Here is a 17,509-nt window from a genome sequence, read left to right as displayed (position 1 = left end):
TCAGCGCGGGCTTTTTTATTCATATACACGACTACTCAATCCCCTTCACCGCCGCGATATTTGGCTGGCAAGCGGTCGAACACCTGCTGAGCAATCGCGCGTAGTGGCTGCCATGCCGGGACGTCTTCATCGATACCGTCCAGATAATCCTTGGCATAAGTCGGGAATGAGGCCAGCGCCGTACTCACCGTCTCCTTGGCCTCCGCCTCACGTCCGGCCAGCGCCAGCATTTGTGCCTTCTTCATCATCACATCAGGATAAGGACGGAATGCCGTCAGGCGCTCCTCCCATTGCAACTTGCGCGCCAGATTGTCCTTGTCGGCCACCAGATAATCATCCAGCGTACTCAGTGCATGGTAGGCAAACAGCGGGTGCTGCTCCATGATCTCGGCCAGCCGCTGCTGCCGCTTGGCATCCCGTGCCGGATTATCAGTCTGGGTATACAGCCCCACCAGCTCGTTATAGGTAGACCAAGTCACCACCGACATATAACCAATAAACAACATGCCCAACATCCAGCCCGCCCGCAGCAACCAACCGGCACGTCCAGTACGCGCAGGCGACATCGAGGCAAACACCACCAGCATCGCCAGGAAATACAGATACCACAGTGGATACTCCAGCATGGAGTGAATCAGGGTAACTGCCATGCAGCCCAAGGCCAACATACCCTCCGCTTCGGCTTGCTCACTGAAGAAGGGCCAGATCACCCAGGCAAAGCCACCCACCACCAGCAAGGTGATCGGCAAGCCCATTTCCACCAGCAATTGCAAAATCAGATTATGGCAATTGGTAAACAAGCCGCTATTGAAACCGGCAGAGGCAAATTGCGGCAAAGGCTGCAAGCGTACGCTTTCCGCAGCGTATTGCGACCAGCCCACCCCCCACAGCGGATGCGACTTGAAACTCAACCAGGCTTTGCCCATTTCAGCCAGCCGGCGAGAACCCATATCATCGCCGTTGGCGGCCAGCCGCTCCACCCCCGAAGCGTTGCTCACCGTGGCATGGGTCAGCAAAGATAGCAGATGATTCACCAGCGGCAAGGCAAACTGCGCCGCAAACACCACCACACAAGATAGCAGCATCGCCCACATCAAGCGGCGCGATACCGCAGACTGCATCCGCCAGTGCCACAAGCCGCCCAGCAAGGTCAGGACCAGCAGATACAGCAAGGTGGTACGCGATGCGGCATAGGCCAGCATCAGCCCCAACCATAGCACTAACAATACCAACCAGCCGCGCACCATGCGATCCACCGCAAACAGATATACCCCGCTGACCACCGACCACATCAGGTAATGCGCATACTGGTTGCGTTGGCCGATATGACCAAAGATATTGGTAGTCGGATGGGCACTGTCGTAAAACAGTCCCAGGCTATTGGCAAGACCAGTCAGTTGCGCCAGGCCGATAAGCGACTGTACCAGCCCGCCGACAATGATGGCGCGCGCCAGCCACACCGCAAATTCGCGACTGCCAAACGTCTGCTGCAGGCTATAAGACAAGCCCGCCAGCAAGGCCACCGCCAACCAGGCCAGCGCAGTGGCGTAGCTCATGCCGGGAAAGAGCGCATGCACCAACTGTGGCTGCAGTGCCCACACGATGGCCAACAACAGACACCACCAGCTAGCACGCGGCACCCGCTCGAACAGCATGCCGCTGGGCAACAAATAAACTGCTGCGGCCAGCATCAGCCACACCACATTCATCTCGCCAAACCACTGCGGCAATGGCACGAAATGGATACGGGAGGCAAAAGGCATGATGGCGATCAGGCAAAACGCCAGCAAGGCCAGACGGCGGGAAAAGGTTGGAAAAGACATGATGGAGTCTGGGGCTAAAAGCAAAGGATGGAGGATACCGCATGTAGCACGGTGAAGACACCGCCAGCCAACAGACTGGCAGTGTCGTAACTACCTAGAACAAGGGCTTGCGGGTGACGGGAGACGCTACCGTCATGACTGCAGCGATACGGCCAGGATCGGTCTGGACGCCATGATCGACATATGCCTTGGCCGCCTTGGAGGTAATCAGCTGCAATGGCTTCAGCTCTTCCTTCTTCATCATGGCCAAACGGTAATCAAAATTGGGTGCATAGTCGGGATAGTTAGCGATTGCCAGCTTTATCGTATGCTCAGCCTTAGTCATCTGCTTATCCAATGCATACAAGACTGCCAGTTTCAGCAGCACTTCAGGGTAGGGTCGATAAGCAGCCAACCGGGAAAAGTGCTGCAGCTTCAGATCCAGCTGCTCACGCGAGGGAATCAGATAATTCGCCAATACAATATCTACGTCATTGGTCCACAACGGATTTTTGCCAACATCAAACAAGGCTCCCATCCGCCGTACATTTTCCTGCACATTTGGCGTTGGGAAAACATATTCCACCATAGTTCGAAAAGTAGCTATACCCGTTCCAATGTAAAACAGTGCCAATAGCATGGCTACTAGTCCGACTATCCTGACAAATGCTGCACGCATTGGGAGCATAACCCTGCCTACCGGTGCCAGAAGTAAAACAATCAAAAACATACCTAAAAATGGCAGATACCACAGTGGGTATTCAAACATGCTATGCGCCAAGATAACACCACCAATACCCAGCAGTAGCAAATTCTCCGCTGACTGCTCTCCCTTACGAAAATATGCCCCTAGCGCATAGAACAAAGTAGTAAATACAATCAGCACACCGATGATGCCGGTCTCGGCCAGCAACTGGAAAAACAGATTATGGCAATGAACAAACAACCAACTCTCGGGATATTTTGGCAGACCACCAGTCAGCTCCATCTCCACCGACTGCGCAGGAAACATTCCCCAGCCGACTCCAAACCAAGGATATTGCTGAAAAATTTCCCATGCTTTGGTCCATTCAATACGGCGACGAATACCAAAACCGGCAGAGAAAAAGCGGTCTGCTCCACTAACAACATGAATGGGAATACCGAGCCAGCTCAGCAGGGCCGCAATCTGCTGACTAAATAATTGCGTCAATACCATCAAGACAACAGCAACCATCACAGCCCAGCTCATACGGCACACAGTTTCTGCTTTATTCTGCCTTGACCAACACCATCCCAGCACAGCAAAAATCAGCGCATAAGCCCATACTAAACGGGCACCCGCACATGCCGACAACCACGCCAAGAAAAATACACTTCCAATAAAAAAAGGCTTGCGCAATCGTCTTTTGGCATAGAGATAGCAAGCGGCCAGGATGCCCCAACTCAGAAATTGAGCATACTGATTACGCTGACCAATATTACCTATGATGTTCGAATTAGCACCGACTGGATCAAACACTACATAACCATGTAGCAAAGGAGCAAGACCCAGTACCTGCAACAAACCCAACACTACTTGCAGCATGGAGAAAATAAAAATCACCGAAGCCAGAATCAGCAGAAAATCTTCACGGTCACCGGCCCTAAGGCGAATAGAAAACAGCAGACCCCATAGAAAAATAAAAGCCAGCACTGCAATTAATACTGTAGCATTGGCCAGATTATGGCCTGACATGACTAGGTAGATGTCAAAGCCCAATATTGGTAGCAATACTGTCGAAATACTCAGCGATGTATCGTCTCGTGCTGGTAAAGAAAACAGCATAGAAATAGCCAAAAGTAGCACGCACGATACATCCGACACCCAATCAGGCAGTGGTGCATAGCGTAGCCAGCTCAAAAAAGGCATGGTTACTGCAGCAGCCACCAACAAGCTGGCCGCGGTGATTTTTTTAATCATCATAAAAAAAGGTGCTCTTTACAGAGCACCTTCCCTATCAATCACTCAATGATCAAAATCAGTTGCCATTACGGCAGTTGGAAGGTAACCAATTAGCTGCAATAGTACCAGGGGCACACTTCCAAGAAATTGCACCATTAGATGCATCCGGGGTCAAGGTCAGAGTATTACTAGCCGCATCAACCAAAGAGTTATAAGTAACGGTAATAACACCAGAAGCACCAACTACCACACTTGAAACAGCATTGCCTTTAATAGTATCTGACAGACCTGCTGAGGCGTTAGTGCTGGGGAAAGCATTATTTGATGCGTAGTATTCAGAAATTGCCGTTTTCGCAGCGGAAGCCAACGACAGACCTTCCGTAACACGCGCACGCTTGGTGTAATCCTGGTAGGCCGGGATAGCAATGGCAGCCAGAATACCGATGATGGCAACGACAATCATCAGTTCGATCAAGGTGAAACCTTGTTGTACTTTCTTGTTCATGAACTACTCCTCGTAATGATCAACGACAGCTGGAAGGAACATACTGACTTAATGAAGTATCACTCTGACAAGACCACATGATAGAGCCACTGCTTATCTGTGGAACCAGAGTAACAATCAAACCAGATTTTACTGCACTTGCATTAAAACTGATCACAATATTACTGACAGAAGATGATGCTACGACCTGCACACTATCCACATACTTGGTGGAAAAATCGGTAGCCGCCGGTATACCTGCAGATGCATTGCTTGTAGGCCAGCTATTGTTACTGGTATAGCTATCCCATATTGCAGACTTAACCGAATCTGCCAACTGCAGGCCTTCAACCACCTTTGCTCGTATGGTGTAAGCCTGATACGCAGGAATCGCAATTGCTGCCAGAATGCCGATGATGGCAACAACAATCATCAGCTCAATCAAGGTAAAACCATTTTTGCCCCGCATGACCCTCTCCGTGGTATGCACTGTCCATACCATGCAGAAAGTGTGCCAAGCGGCCCCAGCCAGTAAATTTAGTCCGTCAGCGCATCACCCAGCCCGCATTGTGCGGCAGCATGTGACGTTTTTTGTCAGTTCGGGTAGCGCTGTCAGCCTGTGATAGCATCCAGTCCGTTCCCCATTCAGGAGTTTGCCGTGAGCAATCAGGACTGGCTGCAGCGCAGCCGCCAGCATGTGTGGCATCCATGTACCCAGATGAAGCGCCATGAAACCTTGCCCATCATTCCCATCGCGCGGGCTGAGGGGGTGTGGCTGGAAGATTTCGAAGGCAGGCGCTATCTGGATGCCGTCAGTTCCTGGTGGGTCAATCTGTTCGGCCATGGTAACCCCAAGATCAAGCAGGCGATCAAGGATCAACTGGATCAGGTAGAGCATGTCATTCTGGCCGGTTTTACTCACCAGCCGGTGATTGAACTATCCGAGCGGCTGTGCGCGCTGAGCGGGCTGGATCATGTCTTCTATGCCTCGGATGGTGCCAGCGCCACCGAAATCGCGCTGAAAATGAGCTTTCACTACTGGAAGAATATTGGTCAGCCGGAGAAGTACCGCTTTATCAGTCTGGACAACAGCTATCACGGTGAAACGGCCGGTGCACTGGCGGTAACCGATGTACCGCTGTTTTCCGCGACCTATGCGCCACTACTGAAACCGGGGGTGCGAGTCCCCAGCCCGGACGCGCGCCAGGCTCGCCCTGGGCAAACTGCTGCGGATGTTGCAAGGCAGACCTTGCGCTCGCTAGAGAATGTGCTGGCCAAGAAAGCTGGCGAAATGGCTGCCATCATCGTCGAGCCGTTGGTGCAAGGAGCTGCCGGCATGGCCATGTACGATCCGGTTTACCTCACGGAGCTGCGTCGGCTGTGTGATCACTATCAGATACACCTGATCGCCGATGAAATCGCCGTGGGTTTTGGACGTACTGGCACCCTGTTTGCCTGTGAGCAAGCCGGGATCACTCCGGACTTTCTGTGCCTCTCCAAGGGGATTACCGGTGGCTTCCTGCCCCTGTCCTGCGTACTGACCAGCGATGTGGTCTATCAGGCCTTCTATCACGATGAGGTCAGCCGTGGCTTCCTTCATTCGCACAGCTACACCGGCAATGCACTGGCATGCAGAGCAGCACTGGCCGTGCTGGATATTTTTGCCGATGAAGACATCATCGCCCGCAATCGCGAACTGGCAAAAACCTTCAGCACCATTCTGGCACCGCTGGCCGAGCGTGCCGACGTACGGCATTTCCGCCATATCGGCATGATCTGGGCCTTTGATGTCGACACTCCCCGCGCTGACTTTGCACAAGCCTTTTTCTCAGCCATGCTTAAGCATGGTTGCCTGGTAAGGCCAATCGGCAAAACCGTTTATTTCATGCCGCCTTACATCGTGCAAGCAGAGGAGATGACTCAACTATTTCAGGCCACAATTCAGGTACTGGATGAGTTAAGTCAACAAAATGATGTTTTGACCGGGCCTGTGACTGCCTTGCCTTGAGTGCAACCTTGCTTTGGCCGGCTTGATTCAAATAGCATAGCGAATGAAATCATGGCAGGGGAAAGATTTGCATCTGCATCCCCGCCTTTCATTCTCTGCGCTACCCCGCCTTGCCATGAGGACGCACAATGCAGCTTGCCTTGCCCGCCCTGGATAGGGATCCGCGATTGGTCGACACCAACCCCGATAGCGTAGCCAGCTGGGTAGAGCGCTTACCGTATAGCGACCTGCACGAATGCGGCCGCCTCTTGCTTGAGGCCCTGCGTGGCCTGAGCCGTACGCCGATGGAGGTGGGCAATCGGCACAAGCTGTTATTGCACTATCTCAAGGGACTGGATCGTTATTATCCGGCGCTGGAAAGCGAGATTGTTCAAACCGACCTCACCTCGGTCGTGCGTACCCGCCAGCTGGCCATGCTGGGTGCTGCGCTGTTCGAATCCATTTTTGTCGCATTCAAGCTGACCCTGACTGAACGCCTGGCCAAGCGCGGCCTGCTAGAGCGTGAACAACAACGTATTGAACTGCTGCTATACACCATGATGGCGGCACGGCAGCTGCTGAACATCTGTTGCCAGAGCTATAGCCCGCCACCTGCGCACTTCTGGCAAGACTGTCACCAGCTGTACAGCTTTGCCTTGGCGCGCGGCTGGCAGGACAAGCATCTGGAAAAGGACGACTCACCGGCGCTGATCTACCGCCAGATCCTGTTGCTGGGACTCACCTCCACCAACCGGCTGTCGATGCCGGAATTGCTGGTGACCAAGCAACTGATCATGGATCTGTCACGCCAGACCACCCTGCTACCCGTTGAAGCCCTCAAGGGGACGGTCCATGGCTACCTGGTGGACTCCAGCCGCGACGAACCACCGCGCTTCCTGCGCGTGCAGAGCGAAACGCTGGAAGCAGCCTGCTATCTGCTCGACCTCTCCCCGGCCATCACGGTACTGACGCATAGCGTGGAACAGCTGACCCGGCTGCAAAACACCAGCCATAGCCCGAGCCAGGTTTACGATGAGCTGACCCTGCTGCAATCGCTGGCCGCCGAATGGCAGCAACCACGGCGGCGACGGCATCAGCGTCTGCCAATACAGGAAGTCATCGAACTGATTTCTACCATTCCCGCTATCTGGTATCGCTGCAATGGCATGAGCTGGATACAGGCTGGTAACGAGCAGGCTGCGCCTCCGGCAAGTACCCGTGCGCCGCCAGCTCCCAGCCTGTTTGTGGTGGTGAATCAAAGTGCTACCGGCTTTCTGCTGCGTGGCCAGCCGCGCGGCCAGACACTGCGCGCGGGCGAGGCCATCTTGCTAACCCAGCCAGGCAAACCAGACACGGCTCAGCTCTGCATGGTTTGCTGGGTATCACTGTTGCCGGATGGGATCGACGTGGAGTGTGGCGTCGAGATCATCGGCCGGCAGCCGGCAGCGGTGATGCTGATCCCCAGCATTACCCATCCGACCGACACCCCACAATTCGCGCTGCGGCTGCCGGCCATCACCACCCTGCACCGGCCACCATTACTGGTGACCCAAGGCCGTCTGTTCAGCCGGCTGCGTGAATTCCGCCTGTGGGATGAGGCTGGCGAAAACCTCATCCGCAGCTCGCGGCTGGACAAGCAGTCACCCCATTTCCAGCTGATGGAATTTCGCGCCAGCGAGTACTTCTGAGCCAGACAACAGCAGTTTGCGGTACACTGGCCAGCTCGATATTCATAGCCAGACAGAGGATTTTGTATGCGTTCGGTGATTCATGCCGCCAGCCGTATCGTGGTCAAGGTAGGCTCCAGCCTGGTAACCAATGACGGCAAGGGGCTGGACCTGTCGGCACTGGCACGCTGGGCAGCGGAAATCGCCGAACTCAAGCGCCGTGGCAAGCAGGTGGTATTGGTATCCAGCGGTGCCATCGCTGAGGGTTGCCAACGACTGGGCTGGTCGGTACGCCCCAAGGGGGTGCACGAACTACAGGCCGCAGCAGCGGTTGGCCAGATGGGACTGTGCCAGGCCTATGAAACCGCTTTTCGTGAATTCGGTCTGAAAACCGCGCAAATCCTGCTCACCCACGAAGACCTGGCTGATCGCACCCGCTATCTGAATGCCCGTTCCACCCTCACTACCCTGCTCAACCTCAATGTCGTGCCCATCATCAATGAGAACGACACGGTAGTGACCGATGAAATCCGTTTTGGCGACAACGACACCCTGGGTGCACTGGTCACCAACCTGATCGAAGCCGACGCGCTGATCATCCTGACCGACCAGCAAGGCTTGTATAGCGCCGACCCGCGCAAGCATCCGGATGCGCTATTCGTGCACGAGGCGGAAGCCGGCGACCCCAAGCTGGAAGACATGGCCGGTGGTGCCGGCTCCAGCGTGGGCACTGGCGGCATGATCACCAAAATCCTGGCCGCCAAACGCTCGGCCCGTAGTGGTGCTGCCACGGTGATTGCCTGCGGCCGCGAGCACGACGTGCTGTCGCGCCTGGCTGATGGCGAAGGAATCGGCACCCAGTTGCTGGCTCCGACCAATCGCATGGCCGCTCGCAAGCAGTGGTTGGCCGATCACCTCAAGCTCACCGGCCGCATCGTGCTGGACAACGGTGCCGCCCTGGCCGTACGTGAACGCGGCACCAGCCTGCTGCCAGTCGGCGTCACCGCCATTGAAGGCGATTTCCTGCGCGGCGAAGCCGTGGCCTGTGTCGATCCGCAAGGTCTGGAGGTAGCACGTGGTCTGGTCAACTACAGCTCGGACGAAGCCCGCCTGATCATGAAAAAAACCACGCGCGAGATCGAAGCCACGCTGGGCTATATGGTGGAGCCGGAATTGATCCACCGCGACAATATGGTCACGCTGTAATTAACGCGGCAGCAAATTAAAAAGGCAGCGCAAGGCTGCCTTTTTCATATCTACGCAATCGTGACTCAGAAAGAGTACGACAGATTCATACCGACTTCCTTGGTGGTATTGCGTGGCTCCATGCCGGAAATGATCCAGTTTCCACAGACGGCAGTAGAGGTATCACTGTCCTTGATATTCCAGTAACGATAATACGGCGCCAGCGACAGGTAGTTACCACTGCTCAGCTTACGGTCGAAAGACAGGTTCACTTCATAGCCATAACCGTCTTTCTGGCGGTTATTCAGATTGCTGCACGAAGAGCTGATATCGCTCAATCTGGATTCTTGGCTTCCGCTAATCACATACTTGTAAGCTATACGAGGTGAAATCATCCAGTCAGCGTTAAGCGTGTTACGGCTGCTAATGCCAAACAGCAAATAACTGTACATGGAATTGCGCTCATAGCCGCCCCAGCCGGACTGTTCCAGATGGTCATCCAGCCGGCGGTAACCAATGCCGAACTCTGGTGTCAGCGTGGTGAAGCTCAAGGCAAAGTCATGCTGATAAACCAGGCTGAAATCAAAATTCTTACGGCTAAGATCACTGAATTCACCTGATGCGCTGGAGTAATCAGCACTGCCCCAAGCATAACGACCACGCAACAGGAATGCATCGCCCTTATCGTTCACATCTTCACGTATCGCCATGGTAATACCCAGCATACGTGCTTTTTCCGTCATGAAACTGGAGCCGTCCACCATTTCATGATAGGTCTCGTGATAGCCCTCAATACCCAATTGTACGGGTGGCATGACATTGGCAGCCCAAGCCGAAGTTGAGGCAACAGCAGCAAGCAGGAACGCGAGTTTTTTCATTTTAATGACACATACAAATGCAAGGAGCCGCCATTTTGAGCATCAAAAATGCCAATGTCAATTAATGTAAATGCCGTCAAATTGCTGTGCAAAATCAACAACACCGCCCATTACCGCGGCGGTGTCCGAACAAGCGCTATCAGTCGGTAGCCACTAGAGCACAGCATCTGCGTTCTTAATCTTGCTCCGCATCCTGCTGTCCAGCATCAACCGGCAATTCCCGACTGCGGCGTAATTCCAGCGAGCGGGCAATCACATACGCCATCATCGAGCACAGGAAAAACAGCAACATCACCAGGGCAATCGAACGCAGGGTTTCGGTCAGCGCATTCCACAGCTCCAGCAGCCAGCGCGCACCGGTAATTTCCAGCTGGGTACTCCCCTTGCCTGCCGATGGAGGCAGGTATTGCTCCAGATTCCACGGCCGCACGCCGCCGGAAATCCCGGCCACCAGAATGGCAAAACTGATATAGCGGCGCCAGGCGTCAGCCAGATCCTGCCCCAGCGTACGCAGTAGTATCTTGTATACCGCCGGATCAAAAAAACGCACCACCGCCAGCGAAGCGGCCAGCGCCACTGCAACAATGGCGGTAAACAGTGCATAAAACATGATGTTCCCTTTCTGGAAAACAAAGATGGACCGGGATGGCCGAATCAGGCCGCCTGGTGTGCGAGCAAACGGGCAAAACGCTGCAGCAGGCCCGCCGCATGCGGGGTAGGTCGCAAGGGCTGATGCAAGGCCTCTGCCGTTGTTCCTGCGGCCTGCAAGGCCGGGGCGAGGTGACTGAGATAAGCTGCCATGGCGGCACTATCGAACTCGGGGTGAAACTGCACGCCCCAGGCCGAGCCAAGACGGAAAGCATGGTTGGCTTCGAAATCATTGGCTGCCAGCCGTACCGCACCGGGCGGTAAGGCAGTCACCGATTGCCAATGGATCACCGCCGCAGGGAAGGCTGCTGGCAGCCCTGCCAGCAGCGGGTCCTGCCTCGCCTCCGGCAATAGCTTGATATCCACCACACCGGCTTCCGGCCCCAGTGGGTGGTAGCCCACCGTACCGCCAAGCGCATCGGCCAACAGCTGATGGCCGTAGCAAATGCCCAGCAGCGGCACATTGCCCTGTACCGCCTCGCGCAGCCAAGCCGCCGTGCTGACACTCCAGTCTTCATAGTCACTGACCATGGCCGGGGAGCCGGTCAGCACCGCACCGGCGCAGTCGGCTACTGGTGGCAAGGCTTCGCCGCGCTGGACATCGACCACCCGCCATTCACCAGGCGCAGCGCCCAGTTCACGTTCAATCCAGTCTTCGAAATCGCCCAGTTGTGCTGCCAGTGCCGGATAGGTCCGGCCAGTCTTGATGATGATTTTCTGCATGGGACTAGTCTTTGAGCGGCAGGCCGAAATGGGTGTAGGCCAGTGCCGTGGCCATCCGCCCGCGCGGTGTGCGCTGCAGATAGCCCTGTTGAATCAGGAAGGGTTCGATCACGTCTTCGATGGTGTCGGTGGATTCGCCAATGGCTGCGCCCACATTGTCCAGCCCGACCGGGCCGCCGCCAAATTTTTCCAGAATGGCCGCCAGCAGTTTGCGGTCCATCACATCCAGCCCGGCCGGATCCACATCCAGCATGGCCAGCGCCGCGTCGGCCACCTGGGCGGTGACGATGCCATCGGATTTTACTTCGGCATAATCGCGCACCCGCCGCAGCAGGCGGTTGGCAATACGCGGCGTACCCCGCGAGCGACGGGCCACTTCAAAAGCGCCGTTATCCGCCAGCGTGACATTAAGCAGGCCGGCCGAGCGGCTGACGATTTTCGTCAGCTCCTCGGCAGTGTAAAACTCCAACCGCGCCACGATGCCGAAACGGTCGCGTAGCGGGTTGGTCAGCATGCCGGCACGGGTGGTGGCCCCGATCAGGGTAAAGGGCGGCAGGTCGAGCTTGACCGAGCGTGCGGCTGGTCCTTCGCCGATCATGATGTCGATCTGGTAATCCTCCAGCGCCGGGTAGAGGATTTCCTCCACCACCGGGCTTAAGCGGTGGATTTCATCGATGAACAGCACATCATGTGGTTCCAGATTGGTCAGCAGCGCGGCCAGATCGCCGGCACGCTCCAATACCGGGCCGGAAGTCTGGCGCAGGTTGACCCCCATTTCACGGGCCACGATGTGGGCCAGCGTGGTCTTGCCCAGACCGGGGGGACCGAACAGCAACACATGGTCCAGCGCCTCACCACGGCGCTTGGCCGCTTCGATGAAGATTTCCAGCTGTTCACGCGCTTTTTTCTGGCCGACGTATTCATCCAGCAGCTTGGGCCGCAGGGCGCGTTCCAGCGCTTCTTCCTGGGTGGACAGGCTTTGCTGGGTGACGATGCGGCGCTCGGGTGCGCCGCCGATCAGGTTGTCGGTTTCAATCATGTGCCGTTGCCGTAAAGCCAAATGGTGCGATCCCGCCATCTTACCACTGCGCTATACTGGCCGCTGGCCGACGCACATTGCGCGGCCTTGCTACGTCTTCAGGGCGGGGTGCAACTCCCCACCGGCGGTATGGCCTGCGCACCAGCAGGCCGAGCCCGCGAGCGCCTTTTTCTGATGAAAAAGGGTCAGCAGATCTGGTGCGATGCCAGAGCCGACGGTGATAGTCCGGATGAAAGAAGATGACAGCAGCACCAGTCTGGCCAGCCCGGACTGGTGTCGACCTGTCCGGCGGCACTGCGGGCGGTGCGGTCCATCATGGATGATGGCCTGCCACCCGCATGGCCTGCCCACGCTGGCGCTACATCCGTAGCGCTGGCGGCTTTTCATGCCCTGAAACGTGTTTCTCAGACCTGATCGAGGACCGTTTCATGCCTTACACCCAGCCTACCCAAGCTGCTTCCCTGCCCCCGCGGCTGGCCGCCGCATTGACCGCCTTGCGTCAAGGCCGGCCAGTGATTGTCAGCGATGATGACGACCGCGAAAACGAGGCCGACCTGATCCTGGCAGCCGATACCTTGAGCGTGCCAGAAATGGCACGACTGATTCGTAATGGCAGCGGCATTGTCTGCCTGTGCCTGACCCCGGTTCATGCGGCAAGGCTGCAACTGCCGCCCATGGTGCCGGACAACCGCAGTCGTTATGGCACAGCGTTTACCGTCAGTATCGAGGCGGCACACGGCGTCAGCACCGGGGTATCCGCCACCGACCGGGTCACCACCATCCGTGCAGCCATTCAGCCACAAGCGCAGGCGGCTGATCTGGCCCGCCCCGGCCATGTCTTTCCCTTGATCGCCCGCCCCGGCGGCGTACTGGAACGGCGCGGCCATACCGAAGCGGCGGTGGAGCTGGCCACGCTGGCGGGCTACAGCCCGGCAGGTGTGCTGTGCGAGCTGATGAACCCGGATGGCAGCATGATGCGTGGAGCACAGCTGCAGGCCTATGCCGCCTTGCACCAGCTGCCCATGCTGACGGTGGCTGAACTGGCACAGTGGCGACAGCAGCAAGCCGAGGAAGTCTGCGCCTGACGCCTGATTTGCCATTAGCGGCGTAAAAGCAACAAGGCCAGCGGCATGCCGCTGGCCTTGTTCATTGCCGATTGCCCAGAGATGGCAGCAGCCACTAGCCCTTCATCAGGTTCTTCAGCGCCAGTCGCACCCCGTCGCTCACCGTCACCTCCGCCGGCAAGCCCTTGGTAGCAGCGGCGGCTTCCTTGTCGTTGTAACCCAAAGCCAAGAGCGCATTGACGATATCGCTCTTGTCGTCCGGCGTGGCGGCGAACGGCAGGCCGCCCGGCACCGCCAGATTACTGCCGGTGGCCAGCTTGCCGCGCAGCTCCAGTACCAGCCGTTCGGCGGTTTTCTTGCCGATGCCGGGCACCGAGGACAGACGCTTGATGTCTTCACTGGCAATGGCGACCGCCAGTTCATCAGCGGTCATGCCCGACAGCACGGCCAGCGCAATCTTGGCACCGATGCCACTCACCTTGATCAGCTGGCGGAAAGTTTCCCGCTCTTCCTTGCTGGCAAAGCCATACAGCAGGTGGGCATCCTCACGCACCACCAGGTGAGTGAACAGCGTAGTTTTCTGGCCTAGTGCCGGCAGCTGGTAAAAGGTGGTCATCGGCACATCCACTTCATAGCCGACACCGTTGACATCCACCACCACTTGCGGCGGCAGTTTTTCGATGAGATTGCCGCTGAGGCGTCCGATCATGTGGGTGATTCTCCAGAGATATACCGCTGCTCAACCGATGAGCAAGGACAGGGCCAGCAGCAGGGGAAACAGATTGGCCGCCATGATGGTGGCAATGATGGCCGGGCGCAAGCGCGCCGGCTCGGCAGCATATCGCCACAGCTGCAGCGCAGCAAACAAGGACAGCGGCAGGCTTAGCATACCCAGCAAGGCCGCAGGCGGTAATCGCGCCCGCCACACCAGCCCGGCCAGCAGGGCATAAGCCAGCAAGACCAGCATGCCGTAAACACCGCGAGCCCGCTGCAGGGGCAAACGTGCCACCCAGTGCCACTTGCCAGCCAGCTGGTCCGCCGTGCGGTCGGGAAACTGGTTGATGTACAGCAGCAAGCTGGTGAGGATGGCAAAGGGCAGGCTGGCCCATAGCAGCGGCTGCGGCCACTGCCCGGCCAGCAATACCGCCATGCCCTGTGGCAGCAACAGAAAACACAGCAACACACTCAGCTCACCCAGGCCACGGCTATTGAGCCGCAAGGGCGGTGCCGAATAGCCCCAGCCCAGCACCACGCCGACCAGACCAATCAGCAACAAGGGCCAACCGCGCAGGCTGACCAGATACAGACCACCCAACACCACCAGACCGAACAGGCCATAGGCCAGCCCCTGCATCTGCCCGGCACTGAGCACGCCGTTCTGGATAAAGCGGCTGCCACCGGTAAAAGGAAACAGCCGTGCAGTATTGGCGGCATCCGTACCATTGTGGTGGTCGGCTACATCATTGATGACATTGACAGCAGCATGGGTGAGCAAGGCCAGCATGAGGCCCAGCAGCGCCAGCAGCCAGTTTTGCTGCAAGGCTGGCCAGCCGCTACCGGCCACACCCAGCACGACGCCGGCCAGGGTAATACTGAGAAAAGCCGGCCGGGTGGCCAGCCACCAGCGCACCGGATGCTGGGCCAGGGTAGCGGCTTGCGGTTCAAGGGCAGCAGGGGAAGATGACATGCAAGACTCCGGCAGAACGATGACCACAGCATAGCGCAGCCGATCCGGGCTGTGTTTGCCTTACACCAGCCGGCCGCCCCGCACTTTCAGCCCCTGCCGCGCCAGTTCGCCAATGGCCCCGCCGCTAAGATTGGCATGGGCCAGCGCTACCGCCAGCGCGTCGGCCGCATCCGCCTGCGGCGTGCCGGACAGATTGAGCATGCGCACCACCATGTGCTGCACCTGCTCCTTGGCTGCCTTGCCATGACCCACTACCGATTGCTTGACCTGCAAGGCGGTGTAGTCGGACACCGCCAGATTGCGCATCACCAGCGCCGACACACAGGCGCCACGCGCCTGGCCCAGCATCAGTGTCGCAGCAGGATTGACGTTGACGAATACTTGCTCGATGGCCGCCTCATGCGGCTGATAGGTATCGATCACGCCAAACAGGCCGTCGATGATGACCTTGATGCGGTCTGCCAGCGGTGCGCCCTGTGGCGTGCGGATACAGCCGGAAGCCACATAATGGCGCTGCTGACCGACCAGATCGATCACCCCGAAGCCGGTAATGCGGCTACCCGGGTCTATACCCAGAATGCGCCGGCTCACGCCGACCAGCCTGTGGCAATGGCATCCGCCTCGGCCAGCCGCTCCGGCGTGCCCACATCCAGCCACAGCCTATCCAGCCGACTACCGGTGACCTGCCCTTGCGCCATGGCGGCGCGGAGCAGCGGTGCCAGCTTGGCCGGCTGCCCGGTTGGCGTGCAGCCAAATAATGCGGGATGGTAGGCCGCTATGCCGGAAAAGGTCAGACCGTTGCCCGCGGCTGGACTAGCAGCCAGCAGGCCATCCGCCAGCAAGCCGAAATCACCGTCCGGATTGTGCGGCGGATTATCCACCAGCAGCAGATGCGCCAGATGCTGCTGGCCATCCAGCTTGCTGGCAGCCTGTTGCAGGGAGGCAAAATCCACATCGCTCAACACATCGCCATTCACCACCAGAAAGGGCTGATCGCCCAGCAAGGGCAGCGCGGTGGCAATGCCACCCGCCGTTTCCAGCGCGCTCGCCTCTGGCGAATAGGCGATGCCCACACCAAAGCGGCTGCCATCGCCCAGCACCTGCTCGATCTGCGCCCCCAGCCAGGCATGGTTGATCACCAGTTGGCGGATGCCCACGGCCGCCAGTCGGCGGATATGCCACTCGATCAGCGGACGGCCCCCGGCCAACAACAAGGGCTTGGGGGTATGGTCGGTCAGCGGGCGCATCCGTTCGCCGCGACCTGCGGCCAGAATCATCGCTTTCATCGCCTTGCCATCAGCCTTTGACACTCAACACCGGATAGGTCGACTGCAGCTCGGCATCGGTGTCGTCCTTGCCCACCAGTTGCAGCAGCAACTGGTAAAAAGGAGACAGCTCCTGATAGCGACGCGTGGTGCGTTTCAGGTATTTGATGAAGCGCGGAATCTCGCCACGGTACTTATCCTTGCCATCGCGGTGGTAAAGTCTTGCAAAGATCCCGGCCACTTTCAGGTGTCGCTGCACCCCCATCCATTCGAAATCGCGGTAAAAATCGTCCACGCTTTCCGGCACCGGCAAGCCAGCTGCCCGTGCTTTTTCCCAGTAGCGGATGGCAATATCCAGCACGAAATCCTCTTCCCATTCGATGAAGGCATCGCGCAGCAAGGACACCAGATCGTAGCTGATGGGGCCGTAAACCGCGTCCTGGAAATCCAGCACACCAGGCTTGCCCGGCGTGAGCATCAGGTTGCGCACAATGAAGTCGCGGTGCACATAAACCTTGCTCTGCGGCAGGATGGCAGCCAGCAAACGCTGGCATCCTTCGTCCCACAACTGGCGCTGGGCAAAGTTGAGCGGCTTGCCCAATTCCTGGGCGCAATACCATTCCGGAAACAGGCTGAGCTCCCGGCGCAGCAAGGCTTCGTCGTACTCCGGCAGTACGCCAGGCTGGCTGCCCTGTTGCAGCTCCACCAGGGTATCCACGGCCTCCAGCAGCAGATGGCGGCGCACCAGCGGACGCTCATCGTGCTGCAGAGCGGCCAGCAGCGTGATCTTGCCCAGGTCCTCCAGCAGCATGAAGCCCTGCTCGCGGTCGCGGGCGATGATTTGCGGTACATTCACCATGGCGAACACCTCGCGAACCTTCACGTAGGGATCGGTGTCCATCTTCTCCGGCGGCGCATCCATCACGATGCGTGTGCTGCCATCAGGGAACTGCGCGCGGAAGTAGCGGCGGAAGTCGGCATCGGCGGCGGCAAACTCCACCACGATGTCGGTTTGCGGGTAAAGGCTGGTCAGCCAGCTTTTGAGTTGTTCCAAACGTTGCATGTCGGTTCGTCACGATGCTGATAGAATCGTCTGATTTTAACCTGCCCACCTGCCCACACGATATGGCTTTGTGCATGCTCAAACTGCAGCCCA

At 57.7% G+C, this 17,509-nt stretch carries 17 protein-coding genes and 1 riboswitch; of the genes, 4 read left to right on the top strand and 13 right to left on the bottom strand.

What is annotated here, in order from left to right; all coding sequences use genetic code 11:
* Positions 1-35: 35 nt before the first annotated feature.
* From H2Z84_RS16295 to H2Z84_RS16280, 4 genes are all read right to left on the bottom strand, one after another.
* The gene (locus H2Z84_RS16295; protein WP_181836905.1) at positions 36-1,823 is read right to left on the bottom strand and encodes a PglL family O-oligosaccharyltransferase; all 1,788 of its coding nucleotides are present in this window, start codon (positions 1,821-1,823) and stop codon (positions 36-38) included.
* A 94-nt stretch (positions 1,824-1,917) separates the two neighbouring features.
* Positions 1,918-3,747, bottom strand: coding sequence for a PglL family O-oligosaccharyltransferase (locus tag H2Z84_RS16290; RefSeq protein ID WP_181836904.1), 1,830 nt, complete (start codon positions 3,745-3,747; stop codon positions 1,918-1,920).
* A 55-nt stretch (positions 3,748-3,802) separates the two neighbouring features.
* Positions 3,803-4,231 (bottom strand): pilin, encoded by a 429-nt coding sequence (locus H2Z84_RS16285; protein WP_181836903.1) that lies wholly within the window; start codon positions 4,229-4,231, stop codon positions 3,803-3,805.
* A 19-nt stretch (positions 4,232-4,250) separates the two neighbouring features.
* A complete protein-coding gene (locus H2Z84_RS16280; protein ID WP_181836902.1) occupies positions 4,251-4,679 on the bottom strand; it encodes a pilin in 429 nt (142 codons plus the stop codon).
* Between the two features lie 189 nt (positions 4,680-4,868).
* On the opposite strand from H2Z84_RS16280, the gene H2Z84_RS16275 reads away from it, so the two are divergent.
* The 3 genes from H2Z84_RS16275 (at position 4,869) to proB (ending at position 9,070) form a co-directional block, all read left to right on the top strand.
* Positions 4,869-6,218, top strand: coding sequence for an adenosylmethionine--8-amino-7-oxononanoate transaminase (locus H2Z84_RS16275; protein WP_181836901.1), 1,350 nt, complete (start codon positions 4,869-4,871; stop codon positions 6,216-6,218).
* 128 nt (positions 6,219-6,346) lie between these two features.
* A complete protein-coding gene (locus tag H2Z84_RS16270) occupies positions 6,347-7,885 on the top strand; it encodes a cyclic-di-GMP receptor FimW-related protein (RefSeq protein WP_181836900.1) in 1,539 nt (512 codons plus the stop codon).
* 66 nt (positions 7,886-7,951) lie between these two features.
* Positions 7,952-9,070: a glutamate 5-kinase gene (gene proB, locus H2Z84_RS16265; RefSeq protein ID WP_181836899.1), complete on the top strand. Its 1,119-nt coding sequence runs from the start codon at positions 7,952-7,954 to the stop codon at positions 9,068-9,070.
* Between the two features lie 65 nt (positions 9,071-9,135).
* Here proB and H2Z84_RS16260 read toward each other — a convergent pair whose 3' ends face one another.
* The 4 genes from H2Z84_RS16260 to ruvB form a co-directional block, all read right to left on the bottom strand.
* Entirely contained in the window at positions 9,136-9,927 is a 792-nt protein-coding gene (locus H2Z84_RS16260) for a hypothetical protein (RefSeq protein ID WP_181836898.1), read from the bottom strand.
* Positions 9,928-10,102: 175 nt separating this feature from the next.
* On the bottom strand, positions 10,103-10,537 hold the full coding sequence (locus H2Z84_RS16255; RefSeq protein WP_181836897.1) for a hypothetical protein: 435 nt from the start codon (positions 10,535-10,537) through the stop codon (positions 10,103-10,105).
* A gap of 44 nt (positions 10,538-10,581) precedes the next feature.
* Positions 10,582-11,298, bottom strand: a complete 717-nt coding sequence (locus tag H2Z84_RS16250) for a glutamine amidotransferase (RefSeq protein ID WP_181836896.1) — start codon at positions 11,296-11,298, stop codon at positions 10,582-10,584.
* 4 nt (positions 11,299-11,302) lie between these two features.
* Positions 11,303-12,337, bottom strand: coding sequence for a Holliday junction branch migration DNA helicase RuvB (gene ruvB, locus H2Z84_RS16245; RefSeq protein ID WP_103524448.1), 1,035 nt, complete (start codon positions 12,335-12,337; stop codon positions 11,303-11,305).
* 90 nt (positions 12,338-12,427) lie between these two features.
* Positions 12,428-12,582, top strand: a riboswitch (FMN riboswitch).
* A gap of 183 nt (positions 12,583-12,765) precedes the next feature.
* On the opposite strand from ruvB, the gene ribB reads away from it, so the two are divergent.
* Positions 12,766-13,422 (top strand): 3,4-dihydroxy-2-butanone-4-phosphate synthase, encoded by a 657-nt coding sequence (gene ribB, locus H2Z84_RS16240; RefSeq protein ID WP_181836895.1) that lies wholly within the window; start codon positions 12,766-12,768, stop codon positions 13,420-13,422.
* A gap of 94 nt (positions 13,423-13,516) precedes the next feature.
* Here the strand turns inward: ribB and ruvA are convergent, their stop codons facing one another.
* The 5 genes from ruvA to amgK are packed head-to-tail and all read right to left on the bottom strand — an operon-like array spanning position 13,517 to position 17,416.
* Positions 13,517-14,110 (bottom strand): Holliday junction branch migration protein RuvA, encoded by a 594-nt coding sequence (ruvA, locus tag H2Z84_RS16235; RefSeq protein ID WP_181836894.1) that lies wholly within the window; start codon positions 14,108-14,110, stop codon positions 13,517-13,519.
* Positions 14,111-14,140: 30 nt separating this feature from the next.
* A complete protein-coding gene (locus tag H2Z84_RS16230) occupies positions 14,141-15,088 on the bottom strand; it encodes a prenyltransferase (protein ID WP_181836893.1) in 948 nt (315 codons plus the stop codon).
* Positions 15,089-15,148: 60 nt separating this feature from the next.
* Positions 15,149-15,679, bottom strand: a complete 531-nt coding sequence (ruvC, locus tag H2Z84_RS16225; RefSeq protein ID WP_103524450.1) for a crossover junction endodeoxyribonuclease RuvC — start codon at positions 15,677-15,679, stop codon at positions 15,149-15,151.
* Positions 15,676-16,374 (bottom strand): N-acetylmuramate alpha-1-phosphate uridylyltransferase MurU, encoded by a 699-nt coding sequence (gene murU, locus H2Z84_RS16220; RefSeq protein ID WP_181836892.1) that lies wholly within the window; start codon positions 16,372-16,374, stop codon positions 15,676-15,678. Before murU ends, ruvC begins: the two co-directional genes overlap by 4 nt.
* A gap of 10 nt (positions 16,375-16,384) precedes the next feature.
* On the bottom strand, positions 16,385-17,416 hold the full coding sequence (gene amgK / locus H2Z84_RS16215) for an N-acetylmuramate/N-acetylglucosamine kinase AmgK (protein ID WP_181836891.1): 1,032 nt from the start codon (positions 17,414-17,416) through the stop codon (positions 16,385-16,387).
* Positions 17,417-17,509 lie beyond the last annotated feature (93 nt).

The sequence above is a fragment of the Aquitalea aquatica genome (genome assembly GCF_013911085.1).
GTDB classification, from domain to species: Bacteria; Pseudomonadota; Gammaproteobacteria; order Burkholderiales; family Chromobacteriaceae; genus Aquitalea; species Aquitalea aquatica.
Note: the sequence above shows the minus strand (reverse complement) of the source record. Positions and strands in the feature narration are given on the sequence as shown.

Coding starts and splice junctions, on each gene's coding strand:
- H2Z84_RS16295 (WP_181836905.1), bottom strand. CDS start 1,823: ATGTCTTTTCCAACCTTTTCCCGCCGTCTGGCCTTGCTGGCGTTTTGC.
- H2Z84_RS16290 (WP_181836904.1), bottom strand. CDS start 3,747: ATGATGATTAAAAAAATCACCGCGGCCAGCTTGTTGGTGGCTGCTGCA.
- H2Z84_RS16285 (WP_181836903.1), bottom strand. CDS start 4,231: ATGAACAAGAAAGTACAACAAGGTTTCACCTTGATCGAACTGATGATT.
- H2Z84_RS16280 (WP_181836902.1), bottom strand. CDS start 4,679: ATGCGGGGCAAAAATGGTTTTACCTTGATTGAGCTGATGATTGTTGTT.
- H2Z84_RS16270 (WP_181836900.1), top strand. CDS start 6,347: ATGCAGCTTGCCTTGCCCGCCCTGGATAGGGATCCGCGATTGGTCGAC.
- proB (WP_181836899.1), top strand. CDS start 7,952: ATGCGTTCGGTGATTCATGCCGCCAGCCGTATCGTGGTCAAGGTAGGC.
- H2Z84_RS16260 (WP_181836898.1), bottom strand. CDS start 9,927: ATGAAAAAACTCGCGTTCCTGCTTGCTGCTGTTGCCTCAACTTCGGCT.
- H2Z84_RS16255 (WP_181836897.1), bottom strand. CDS start 10,537: ATGTTTTATGCACTGTTTACCGCCATTGTTGCAGTGGCGCTGGCCGCT.
- H2Z84_RS16250 (WP_181836896.1), bottom strand. CDS start 11,298: ATGCAGAAAATCATCATCAAGACTGGCCGGACCTATCCGGCACTGGCA.
- ruvB (WP_103524448.1), bottom strand. CDS start 12,337: ATGATTGAAACCGACAACCTGATCGGCGGCGCACCCGAGCGCCGCATC.
- ribB (WP_181836895.1), top strand. CDS start 12,766: ATGCCTTACACCCAGCCTACCCAAGCTGCTTCCCTGCCCCCGCGGCTG.
- ruvA (WP_181836894.1), bottom strand. CDS start 14,110: ATGATCGGACGCCTCAGCGGCAATCTCATCGAAAAACTGCCGCCGCAA.
- H2Z84_RS16230 (WP_181836893.1), bottom strand. CDS start 15,088: ATGTCATCTTCCCCTGCTGCCCTTGAACCGCAAGCCGCTACCCTGGCC.
- murU (WP_181836892.1), bottom strand. CDS start 16,374: ATGAAAGCGATGATTCTGGCCGCAGGTCGCGGCGAACGGATGCGCCCG.
- amgK (WP_181836891.1), bottom strand. CDS start 17,416: ATGCAACGTTTGGAACAACTCAAAAGCTGGCTGACCAGCCTTTACCCG.